Source organism: Nostoc sp. 'Peltigera membranacea cyanobiont' 232, from assembly GCF_002245985.1.
GTDB lineage: Bacteria > Cyanobacteriota > Cyanobacteriia > Cyanobacteriales > Nostocaceae > Nostoc.
Genome location: NZ_NOLK01000208.1, coordinates 1 through 11,720, shown reverse-complemented (window position 1 = coordinate 11,720; position 11,720 = coordinate 1). Strand labels below are relative to the sequence as shown.

Below are 11,720 nucleotides of genomic sequence, written 5' to 3'. Positions count from 1 at the left end.
AATAAGCGTCATTATTTAAATTACTACAAAAGGGGAATGAAGTGGCTGCCTACGGCAGCCACTTCATTCCCCTTTAAAATGATTATCATTATTGTTAATGGAATAGTTTATTTTCTGGAAGTCCCTCTATATGCACTTACCCTTGGTGATTAGTATTGCCGCTACCGGAGTTGGGATGGAACACGCCCTAGCAAGTGATACAGGTCTGGTACTGGCGTCTGCTGAACGCTGGCTAATTTGCGCTAGCTTAGCGCTGTGCTTCTTTACCCTTGGAATCATTTATCTTACTGGTGTGAGTACTGAGACTAGACTACGCTGCAAAGTCCGGGCGGGGTATCGCTTTGTGGCAGCAGCTGTTATTCTAATTCTCGCTGTAGCTGGCGCGGGTTTGTCAGCTATGGAGTTGATCGGGTTTATAGCTGTGGTTGGTGCTGTTCAAATTATCCTCGATCTGCGTCAGATTACTAGTTTTTTATAAATAGATTCCGAGGGATAAGCTAATCGGCATTTAAGTTGCATAATATTTTTTTGGTCTACTGTGGGTGACAAACATGGGATAAATCAGGTCATCAACACTAAGAGTAGTTTCCCGCACCATCCGCCGCAGCGTTGCTGTCCGCCGTAGACGACGGGGACGTTGGAACGGGTTCGATGGCTTGTCGGTAGTTGAATTTGCAGGTAACATAGAACTAGATACAAATGATAATCATTATTGGAAACCCCTAATAGACTTACTCGGTATTTACGATTTGCAGCCTGAGCGATCGCTTTTTGCTGACCTTTGACTGCTGCCTTTTCATATGTCTGGAGATGGTCATAAAGCTGCGTTTGCCATAGGTCAAACATTGCTTGGGAGCAACGCGATTTTGTGAGGTTGGGCAAAAAAGGTGCGATCGCTAAAAACTAGCTTCAGTACAATATAAATATTTACAACAAGTAAGACCGTATTAACACTGTTAGAATTTTATTTTTATTTTCAGATATAAATATGATTTATTATTTCTGCCTAAAAAAAGGTAGGATTCCCTTTGGAGTAAAGGTTTTGATATCTGACATCAAAACGGGGAATGCCTACGCGCTTATGAAAAATCATATATATTCTACTTTTGATTTAAGCAAATCGTTAGAACACTTTCAAGAAAAAGCCACGAAATTTTTAGAACTAACGAATATCTCAGAATGGGATGGAAACGTTTTCAGAGAACGTGAGAAAAAAATTAGAGAAATTGCCTTAGTTTTAGCAGGGGAATGTACAGCTTTATTACTCCATAATCTGTCACAATCTCAAGATTTTTTAGATAAAGCAGAGCAGGAGACACAGGGGTGGTGGCAAACAAGCACAAAAAAACATGGTTGTAAAGAACGGCAAATATTAACAGTTGGCAATGTCGCAGTAACTTTAAAATTACCGTATGTAGTTGAACGTCAGACTCAACCAAAGAAAAATCAAAAATCTTTACATGAAGGATTTTGCCCATTTTTAAGATATTTGGGAATGTCTGAGGGTTTAACCCCTGGAGTTTTATCGACTATTGCCCGATATGGTGCAATTGCTGGCTCGTTTGAGGCCGCACGGACAACATTAATCGATTGGGGCGTAAATATTAGTCTAAAACGCATAGAACGGCTAACATATTACTTTGGTAAAATTGGCATAAATTTACGTGAATCGAAAATAACAAGTTTAGAGCTTGGTAACTTACCTACGAGTAATACTCTTAAAGACCAGCGTGTTGTTATTGCTGTAGATGGCGGTCGTACACGGATTCGGATTAATAAAAAAGGCAGACGTAAGGCTAAGACTAATCGTGTAGGCTTTACAGGAGAATGGATTGAGCCAAAACTATTAACAATTTATGTAGTGAATGAACAAGGTGAAAAAATCAGGAATGGAGAGGTTTCAATTACCAATGATGGAACTTATCAAGGATATCAAGGATTTTTGCAGATATTAGAGATGTACTTGGTTAATTTAGGCATTAGTCAGGCGAAACAGGTTTTATTAATTGCGGATGGAGCAGAATGGATCTGGATACATATTCCCCCTTTACTCAAAAAGTTAAAATGCCCACCTGAAACTTATCAATTATTAGACTTTTTTCACGCTGCATCACATTTACAAGACTTTGCGGATGCTGCTTTTAACACAAACAATGAGCGTCAACAATGGTTTCAAAAGGCTCGAAAAAGTTTAAAAAAAGGTCAGGCACTAGATTTAATGAGAAACATGGGTGAATTTATTTTTGAGGCGAACGGAGAGCGCCTTAAAATTTTGGTACGAGAACGAAATTATATTTTAAAAGCTTACCGACGTAGGCTTTTAAAATATAACTCTGTTGCCTTGAAAAAACTTCCTCTTGGTAGTGGCGCGGTTGAAAGCTTAATTCGCCAAGTTGTTAATTTACGGATGAAAGGTAATAGTAAGTTTTGGCTTCAAGATAACGCAGAAATTATGTTGCACCTCCGTTGTCAATGGATAGCTAAAAGTTGGGATAATTTTTCTGATTCTATCTTTAATTCGTTTATCAAACCCCAAACTTGCTGATAAATTTTATACTTTAATTCGGCATTTAACTGATTTTCTGCCATAATTGATACCAAGTCTTAAATAATTATTGCAGATATATTTGAAAATAATCGTCAAATAACTTACTACCAATCTTTTTGAGATATCTCATCAAGATGATTTATCGTGCAATTACGTATATTAATTGCAAATAAAATTACTTCATACACAAATGTAAGTTTTAGCGATCGCACCTTTTTTGCCCAACCTCACAAAATCGCGTTGCTCCCGATAGGACTACCATCAGGCAAACAAGACGCTCAGATTGTTAATGCTTGCTTACAACTGACGAGATTCGCTCACGCTTTCTGTTGTCCAATTGTTTGTGAAAAATTAGACTTTTATACCAAGAAAGAGCAACTGGGAGAACATGGGAGAAAGTATGCTCGGATGCTTTCTGCTTGGGCATATAGCCGTTTTTACCAATTACTAGACAGTATTTCCAGCAATCGTGGCATTTACTTAATGAAAGTCAATCCAGCCTATACCAGTCTCATTGGTATGGTGAAGTATGCCCGACAATATGGGCTACCTTCTGACTGTGCTGCGGCTCTAGCTATTGCACGGCGTGGTATGCGATTGACTGAAAATATTCCCGGCTCCATAACCGCCTATCTCTCCGTGAAGGATGGAAAGCACGTATGGAGCCTCTGGAACCAACTAAATAAATTAATTCGGAAATCTAGCATCAAGCGTCACAACTTCTATGCTATCTCTAACTGGGGGTCTTTGGTCAAGCGATTGTCAGAGCCATCTGGCAAAAGCAAGCTACGGCACTAAAGACGATTTCTTGGAACATATACCGCTAAGTTCCCTTTGTACAATTTTGCCTACTGTGGGTAATTTTGTCCAAGTTTTTATAAGCGGGAAGAAAGATCCGAGCCAGTCTTTGACGCTGATGGCTCTCCAGTTATCTCCCAAGAAGCTGTAGCCTTGAGAGATGCCTTAGTCGATAAGTTAGCAAGTCTTGACCCAATCCCTGGTGCATTAGAACAATTGCTGTGGCACTTCGGTAACAAGCAAGTGGCTGAAGTTACAGGTCGTAGCAAACGGGTGTTAAAAGATGAATCTGGACGTTTGTTTGTGGATTCACGCGGTGGTGGCGCGAATATTGCTGAAACTGCTGCGTTTATGCAGGGTGACAAACAAATCCTCATTTTCAGTGACGCTGGTGGGACAGGCAGAAGTTATCATGCTGACCTCAACGCTGTGAATCGGCGGCGGCGATCGCACTATCTTTTAGAAGCAGGTTGGAGGGCAGACAACGCAATTCAAGGGCTTGGGCGATCGCACCGCACAAACCAAGCATCTGCACCCGTGTTCAGACCTGTTACCACTAACGTCATCGGTGAACGCCGCTTTATCTCAACCATTGCCCGAAGGCTGGATAGCTTGGGCGCACTCACTCGTGGACAGAGGCAAACTGGAGGTAACGGAATATTTTCAAACAAAGATAACCTTGAGTCGAACTACGCCGAATATGCACTGTATGAACTGTTCAAGCAGATATTCCAAGGGCGGTTTGCCCAAGTGCCTTTGGGGACTTTCGAGCAAATGACAGGACTCTCGCTCACTTCCCACGAAGGCGGCATGAAAATCGACCTCCCACCCCTACGTCAATTCCTCAATCGACTACTAGCTTTACGCATCAATATGCAAAACGTCATTTTCGAGAGGTTTGAACTACTCTTGAGCCAGCAGATTGAAGCAGCGATCGCGGCTGATGTCTATGAGATGGGTGTAGAGACTTTACGGGCTGAACGGTTTACTGTTGAGAGCCAGGAAGCTGTCTACACCCACCCTGCCACAGGTAGCGTCACCAACTACCTCAAAATTGAGCGAGTTCAGAAGAACAACATCAAAACGGATATTGAGATGGTTGAGTTTGCTGCCAAGTACCAAGGGCAATTCATGGTGAATGAGAAAGGTCGTGCGGCGATAACAATTCCAACGCATAGTCTATTCGACTCTGAGGGTGGAGTTGTCCCAAGAGTTTTGCTGATTCGCCCACAGAAAGAAACTCGCGTACCAGTCCAAGACTTGGAATCTTCCACTTGGCGGCAGGTTTCGGCTGACACCTTTGCTGCTGCTTGGTCTACTGAAGTAAACGAATTACCCAAGTTCACAACCGATTATCTGCATTTGGTAACTGGTATTCTCCTACCCATCTGGAAAATCCTGCCACAGCAGAATAGTCGAGTATTCCGACTACAAACCAGCGATGGGCAAAAGATTCTCGGTCGGGTGGTGAATGCTCACGACATTCAAACCGTGCGCGAACAACTTGGACTAAGGAACCAAGTGCTTTCTCCAGAAGAACTTGTCTCACTGGTACTCAACGAGAGATATACACAGCAGTTGCCAGGTGGTGTAACCTTGCGACGTTCTTTCGTTGCTAATGAAGCTCGCATAGAACTGGTTAATGCTATCTCACTGGCAGAGCGACTTTTAGCTGTGGGTTGCTTCACCGAGATCATCAACTGGCAAAAGCGGGTGTTCATTCCAGTTTCAGACAAAGCCCCAGCTATTCTAGCGGCTGTGATTGAAATCTTGGGATAATTCCTAACCTCAAAGACCCAGATTAAATGCCTGGGTCTTTTTACTCTCAAAAAAGATTAATAAGCTAATCGGTATTAACAATCCCTTTTGGTAATTGACTAGAGACACGCCCTAGCAGTGCCACGCTAGACTATAACTGATTTTCCTCCTTTAATATAGGGGGGAGTATTGAGTTTTAAGAGAGTGTGATTATCGTTCTTGTTCAGTTGGGCGGATCAAGATTTCGTTGACGTTAACGTGTGCCGACTGTGTGACGGCATAAACGATCGCATTGGCAATATCTTCACTCTCAAGATTTTTGACCGAACCATAAAAGTTTTTTGCCTGCTCTTTTGCAGAGGAATTCGTAATGTGCTGCGGTAGCTCTGTTGCCACTAACCCTGGCTCGATAATCGTGACGCGGATGTTATTTTGATAGACCTCTTTGCGAAGTGCTTCACTAAATGCACCAACCGCCCATTTGCTGGCGTTATACACACCGCTTCCGGCGTTTGCAACTCGACCTGCAACTGATGAAATATTGACGATGTGCCCAACACCTTGTGCCTTCATCAAAGGTAAAACTTTGTGAGTAGCATACATCAATCCCAATACATTGAGATTGATCATGCGTCGCCAGTCTTCTGTATCTGCACCGTCAATCAGACCTAACAGCATCACGCCTGCATTATTGATGAGAATATCAACTCTGCCAAATTTTACATGAGTTTGGTTCACCAATGCTTCTACCTGCGCCTCATCTGAAACATCAGCAGTAATCGATAAGGCTTTTCCACCAGTGCCAGTAATACGAGTTTCTAGGTCTTGCAAGCGATCGCTCCGACGGGCAGCAATTACTACTGTAGCGCCCTCGACTGCCAGCGCCAATGCTGTAGCCTCACCAATACCGGACGATGCCCCTGTTACAATTGCCACTTTGTTGATCAACTTACCAGCCATTGTTAGTTTCTCCGTTATTGTTTTTTATCTAAAAGTTAATTGACCTTTGAGAGCTTTACACGTTCATTAGTAGACTAAACAACTGAACGCTTTTATGGATTGAATTGTTTGCTCCTAGCAATTACAGCCCGGAAGAGTCAGGACACTTGCCCCTTCTGCTTCCTTGAATAAAACATCATCATCTAGTCTTAAATGGAGCGTCGCACTCTCCTATTTTCTTTGACGCTAGCATGAGGAAATAGTAGACGAGATGAATCAGAAGATGGATTTGCCGTCATTTGCCTTGAATCTCAAACAACTCCTTACTTGATGCAACCCATCTCACCAGTTAGTCAGTAAAACTTCAGCTTGTGGTGATTGCTACAGGTAAACATAATTCTTCGTTCTGGGTAGTTGCTGGATAAAAGTGCTTTGTATTGCGGGTAATTCCAAACTAATAACACTCCTGACTCTGACAACAATGGTATTGGCAAAGGTGCAGGAGTTAGCAATGATTAAAGTATCTTTACTGCTAGCAATACCATCATCGCAACTAACAAAGTGACTCCAGATAATCTAGGGCTAGGAACTGTCAACCCTAACATTGATGGAAACATTACTGGCGGTACTAATAATTTTATAAGGGCTATTACAAGTGCATCAAGTAAGGATCTTCTCGTTAGTGGAGTTGAGAACAGCATTCTTGCTGGCAGTGGGAACTTGAGAAGTATGGACAGTTGTTCTCTCAAGCATTTAGTGGCTCATATTGCTTGTACCCAACTATTTGCTTCTAGTTGAAATATTCTGAGTCCCGTCTTCTCTACATCAATAGAATTTAGGAGGTTGCGCCCTTCATTTTTTGATCAATTTCTTTTAACTTACCTTCTAGAGCCTGACGAATTTCTTTAAGCTGATTATAAGCTAATCCCTCAAGCTCAAGAGCGCCTATAGTTTTAACTGTTTTAATAATCTTACTATTTTGGTTAGTTGTGTTTTCAGAGGATTTCTGCTTTTTTAATATCTCTTTTACTAAAGCTTTTGTTTGACTTAAAGAAAGTTTCTCTTGAATAACCTTCTCAGTTAGCTGGATTCTTGCTTTTCGAGCTTGAGTTTCATTCATTTTTAGTTGAGTAGCAGATAGCTTATTCAATTCTTTAGCTTTGCTGCTCTCTAACCCTTCCTCTCGAATAGCAGTTTTTAAATCCTTTGATAATTTGAGTAAAGGGAAAATATTAGTATCAATAGAGGTAGGGTTAAGCTGTAATGCTAAAATTACATCAAATATTTTTTGTTCTTCAGCACTTTTGAAATCAACAGTTTCTAGCCACTGCCTTTGAGTTTCTGGAGAAGCTAATCGGATATCGGACAGTTCTAAATTTTTACGGTTACGCTCTAATCGGCTCATTGTGGCGTTAAGTAAGCGTGGTATGGAATCTTTCTGTTCTTCCAACTCAGGATAGTCATAGATAATTTGTTGAATCAAAGATTCTGCTAAGTCAAGGGCATTAAGATCCTCTCTATGCAAAGTTGTTGAAAGAGCTTGCCGATGAAGTTCGCGGTCATTTGCTTCAATTTCAGTAATTATATATACAGCTTTTAGTGTTTTCCATCCAAGCTGAGGTGCTGCTCGCCATCGTCTTTCTCCATCAAATAATAAGTATCTACCATTAGATAGAGGAATGAGAATTACAGGAGTATGTTGTCCTTGGTTTTTAAGGAGTTCAGCCATTCCCTGTATACTGGCTTTAGTAAAAGTTTGTCTGGGCTGGCGAGGATTTCGATCAATCAAGTTAATTGGAACTTCTGAAACTCCTTGTTTGTCAGCTAATTCTGTAACTAGCTCTTGAATACGGGCTTCTAGAACAATTTTTTCTTCACTATCAACTTCCACGGCTCGAAGTTGATTAATTTCAGCTTCGAGTTCCTCAACTCGTTTAGTTAAATGATGAATTTTTTGGGATTGTCCTGCATTTGCAAACGCATTAGAAATATCTGGTTTTAGCATTAGTCCTGACTCATTAGCTCTATAATTTTGGTAACGATGGGGTCAAAGTCTTTAATAGCTTCACAAGCAGGTGCAAATAAATGAATGGGTTGCCCTACTCCACTCGCATTAATAAATTGGTTTGATTCTCTAATTGGCGGAAAACATGAAATTCCAAGCTCTTGTAACTGATTAGGGATTTCTTCTCCAATGTTTCGATGGGCGGCTACTTTCTTTATATTTACTTGTGATGGTACAAACCCTAAGATTTTAGGCTCTGGTCGTAGTCGTAACTCGTTGATCTTGTCATAAAACCAATTAATCAAACCTGCTGAACCATACAAAGCTTTATATTCTAACTGCATTACAACCAATATGTCTGTCGCTGCGGCTAAAGCTACTAGACCCATAGGTTCCAGACCACCTGGGTTATCCAGAATAATAATGTCAGATTCAAGCGGATAGTCTTCTAAACGATCATGAAGCAGGTAATATTTTCTGGAATGAGAGTAAATTTTATGAATACTTTCTTCTAACGGAGCGCCGCCTAAAATAACATTGACATTATGGATTTTGTTTTCCCAAATAGGGAACAAAGGGTAATTGCCTTTGAAATCATCCCTGAAAACAGACGCTAGGGTTTTTTCAGGAGGAGGATCTTCAGTTTGTGAAAAAGCTCCCGTAAAGATTTTAAGAGAACCTAATGGGTCTAGTTCAATAACTGTGACTGAGTAACCTTTTTTGCCAAGGATGTACGCTAAATGTGTTACTAAAGTTGTTTTTCCAGTTCCACCAGCATTGGATTTAACATCTAATCTAATTTTTCTTTTAACTGCTTTCTTTTTCATAGCTCAAAAACTAAAGGCTTATGGAGTAACGTTACTCCACTTTTTGAGAAAATTCTAAGCTCCTGCATGGAGTAATGCTACTCCATGCAGGAGCTTAGTGTAATTTATCTAATTTTTATAAAAATGTTGCACTAAATATTAGCCGATTTATGCAAGGTCATCAATGACTGTAGAGGTTGAGTTTTAAAAGAATACTATATATGGCATCTACAAGTTGCCTTAAAAAGCAGAAGCAATAAGGATAGTTATAGTTACATTTAAAATAGTCTGTCAAAAACTTCGACTCCAATGAGCATGGAATCTACTAAGCGACCACCCAAGCCACAACCAAAACTGATCAAGCACATCCCTGCGGCTAAACAACCAGAAGTGCAGGAATTGACCAACAGTGATGCTCAAGTAGAACCATACCAAGATGTAGCGGAAACACCTGCTATTCATACAGTCCCAAAAACAGTAGCTCAGTCAACCGAGAGCGCATATAAACCACCAGAGAAACAAGAGCTATTTAGTCCTACCCCGGCTGATGACAAGTTGCCGGAAGAACTCACGACTGACCAACAGCCTGGTCATGCCCCTGTCAAGGAAAAACCCCTGAAACCGCCAAAAGTTGAGCCGCAGGTGACTGGCAAGCGCAACAAGAAAAAAATAGATTCACCACCAGCAGCCAAACCTCATATACCCTTCCAAGACCGTTCCGAAGAACCAGAATTACCGCCAGAACCCTGTCAGCACATGCAATTTTTGGATTGCAACTTGGAGGTAGGGCGTGTGATATTCGAGTGCTACCACTGCAAGCAGGGGATGATCAGCGAGTACACTGGAGATCCCGTAATGGGCGAGTACAAAGGACGACCTTCAGTGATTTTCACAAAGGTAAAATGCCCCAACTGTGAGCAAACAGCAATTAGACTGCAAGCAAGGGAAGTGCTTTCGATTACGGCGATACCTTCACCTTGGCAGTAATGATGACACACTCCCTCTTCAAGAGTGATTGGTGAAAGATATTTACAACTGATAATGCAAATGAGATTTTTACCCTCAATAATAACGGCACTGACACTAATTAGTTGCAGCAATACTACTGCTGAACAGTATGAAGCTACAGCACTCACCAGTTACTCCTGGCAAGTTAAGTATGCGAATAACCTAACCAGTCAACCACAGCCACGTATTGAAATCTTTGCGAATACTTCAGTGGTGAATCGGAATGGATTGAAACCGCTAGGAGCAGTTGTTGGCCCAGATGACCGAGGGCTATGGTGGCCTACTTTACCGCCACGACCAGGTGTTGATGAAGTTGAACAACGTAAAAGACCTCAAGAAGAGGCAGGAAAACCTGAATTGGTGAAAGATGTAAAGTACAAATTGACCTACGGAGTGGGTAATACTCAGCAGACACTACCTACTAATTATGATGTTTATCGGCAAGTAGTAAAAACTTACGCCCAAAAAACTCCTTTGGAATTGACTTTGGGTATTAATGATGATTCAGTTGAGAAAGCTGAACCTGTAAGCAAGTAATAACGCACTCGTTACATAGTCAGCAAGAAGTTAAAGATCAAAACTGAATTGCTTTTCAACAAAAAATTGATAGTAAAGTATAAATCAAAGAGTCAACGATGATCTAATTTAATTTTTGCTCCGTTGATAAAAGATATTTCAAAAATTCTTCTTGGGGGCTGTATGGGGGCTTTATATACCCCAACAATAGTTAAAGACTTTGGTGAGATTTTGACCCCTATATAGGGTGCATGTAGGTGCTATGTAGGGTATATTTGACTGGCTAACATTTTGTACCCCATTTAGCCCCCAAGGGGTTATGATAAGCTCTTGAGATTAGGAAAAAAAAGGGGAAGTTATTTTATTCTTCTTTCTCTTGCCCTTGCAGATCACTTGAACAGATAACTTTCACAAATAAAGTGTATTACCTTTGTATTTATGTCAAACATTCACACGTTACAAAAAATTTTTCCTGCGGGTTTCGATAACGGTTACGGAAGCCTAAAACTTTTAGTAGATGGCTTTGAAGTAATTCGTGTGCCGAGTTATATAACCAATGCCGAGATGGAAGATGTGCCAGGGCGTGTAGTTTTTAACGGCACTGCTTACACCGTTGGAGAGTCAGCTTACCGTACAGGAAATTATTTTGACCGCAACACAGACAATAATGAAAACAAAGTCAATAATGCATTATTGACTTTGTTCGGTGCGTTGGCACATCTGCCACACCGTAAGGCTTGGCACTTAAAATTAGTCGTCAGCTTACATGACGTTGCTCTGGCTGACGAATTACAGAAAGTATTAAGTGGGGAATATCAGCCGATACTTGCTGGCAAACAATCAGACGTGAAAGTAGAAGTGCTGAAAGTTGTGCTAGAGGGAATGGGTGCATTGTTTGGGCATCCACTACCCAAAAAATTAACCATTTTAGACTTTGGCAATGGAACAACCCTGTATTCTCGTTATAACCGGGGTCAGCGAGAAGTTCACACTGCTTACCCTATTGGTGTAGAAGTTCTCATCGATGATATCTCCCAAAAAATGAAACATTTGAATGGCGGAAAAATTGGGGATGCCTCCAAAATCCGATTTTGTCTGGAAATGGGGCATACCAGGTACAGCCGTGATATCGATATCAAAGATATATACAGTGCTTCTTTAAAAGATTGGTATGAAAAATACTTGAAGAAAGTGGTGAATCTCACATTGGATGCCAAGCATCAGGGGGATGAAATCTGGGCGATTGGTGGAGGTTGCCTCTTACCTGGATTTAAGAAGCTATTAGAGAAGAACGGTTTCAAAATTCTGGATAATCCGGTGGAAGCTAATGTCTCTGGGCTTT

Annotated in this window: 11 protein-coding genes and 1 pseudogene; 8 read left to right on the top strand and 4 right to left on the bottom strand. The window is 41.1% G+C overall.

Annotated features, from left to right (window positions below; all coding sequences use genetic code 11):
* The first annotated feature begins 130 nt into the window (after positions 1 to 130).
* Complete coding sequence (locus CDG79_RS36035; protein WP_094346374.1) at positions 131 to 478, top strand: hypothetical protein; 348 nt, start codon at positions 131 to 133, stop codon at positions 476 to 478.
* A 45-nt stretch (positions 479 to 523) separates the two neighbouring features.
* Here the strand turns inward: CDG79_RS36035 and CDG79_RS36030 are convergent.
* A pseudogene (locus tag CDG79_RS36030) lies at positions 524 to 685 on the bottom strand (porphobilinogen synthase); the annotation flags it as partial.
* Between the two features lie 396 nt (positions 686 to 1,081).
* On the opposite strand from CDG79_RS36030, the gene CDG79_RS36025 reads away from it, so the two are divergent.
* From CDG79_RS36025 to CDG79_RS36015, 3 genes are all read left to right on the top strand, one after another.
* Positions 1,082 to 2,545 carry an ISLre2 family transposase gene (locus CDG79_RS36025; RefSeq protein WP_094346377.1) on the top strand — a complete coding sequence of 488 codons (1,464 nt, stop codon included), beginning with the start codon at positions 1,082 to 1,084 and terminating at the stop codon, positions 2,543 to 2,545.
* Positions 2,546 to 2,692: 147 nt separating this feature from the next.
* Entirely contained in the window at positions 2,693 to 3,346 is a 654-nt protein-coding gene (locus CDG79_RS36020) for a hypothetical protein (RefSeq protein WP_223278551.1), read from the top strand.
* Positions 3,347 to 3,499: 153 nt separating this feature from the next.
* A complete protein-coding gene (locus CDG79_RS36015) occupies positions 3,500 to 5,125 on the top strand; it encodes a strawberry notch C-terminal domain-containing protein (RefSeq protein ID WP_223278550.1) in 1,626 nt (541 codons plus the stop codon).
* Positions 5,126 to 5,314: 189 nt separating this feature from the next.
* On the opposite strand, the gene CDG79_RS36010 is transcribed toward CDG79_RS36015, so the two are convergent.
* On the bottom strand, positions 5,315 to 6,064 hold the full coding sequence (locus CDG79_RS36010; protein ID WP_094346373.1) for an SDR family NAD(P)-dependent oxidoreductase: 750 nt from the start codon (positions 6,062 to 6,064) through the stop codon (positions 5,315 to 5,317).
* A 540-nt stretch (positions 6,065 to 6,604) separates the two neighbouring features.
* On the opposite strand from CDG79_RS36010, the gene CDG79_RS41710 reads away from it, so the two are divergent.
* Positions 6,605 to 6,841 (top strand): hypothetical protein, encoded by a 237-nt coding sequence (locus CDG79_RS41710; RefSeq protein WP_143855683.1) that lies wholly within the window; start codon positions 6,605 to 6,607, stop codon positions 6,839 to 6,841.
* A gap of 37 nt (positions 6,842 to 6,878) precedes the next feature.
* Here CDG79_RS41710 and CDG79_RS36005 read toward each other — a convergent pair whose 3' ends face one another.
* On the bottom strand, positions 6,879 to 8,048 hold the full coding sequence (locus CDG79_RS36005; protein ID WP_094346372.1) for a ParB/RepB/Spo0J family partition protein: 1,170 nt from the start codon (positions 8,046 to 8,048) through the stop codon (positions 6,879 to 6,881).
* Positions 8,048 to 8,875, bottom strand: a complete 828-nt coding sequence (locus CDG79_RS36000; RefSeq protein ID WP_094346371.1) for a ParA family protein — start codon at positions 8,873 to 8,875, stop codon at positions 8,048 to 8,050. The genes CDG79_RS36005 and CDG79_RS36000 overlap by 1 nt, the downstream gene beginning before the upstream one ends.
* A gap of 294 nt (positions 8,876 to 9,169) precedes the next feature.
* On the opposite strand from CDG79_RS36000, the gene CDG79_RS44440 reads away from it, so the two are divergent.
* The 3 genes from CDG79_RS44440 to CDG79_RS35985 form a co-directional block, all read left to right on the top strand.
* Complete coding sequence (locus tag CDG79_RS44440) at positions 9,170 to 9,841, top strand: hypothetical protein (protein WP_223278549.1); 672 nt, start codon at positions 9,170 to 9,172, stop codon at positions 9,839 to 9,841.
* Positions 9,842 to 9,901: 60 nt separating this feature from the next.
* Complete coding sequence (locus CDG79_RS35990) at positions 9,902 to 10,399, top strand: hypothetical protein (RefSeq protein ID WP_223278548.1); 498 nt, start codon at positions 9,902 to 9,904, stop codon at positions 10,397 to 10,399.
* Positions 10,400 to 10,816: 417 nt separating this feature from the next.
* The coding region (locus tag CDG79_RS35985) for a ParM/StbA family protein (RefSeq protein ID WP_143855682.1) at positions 10,817 to 11,720 on the top strand (904 nt) is incomplete at its 3' end.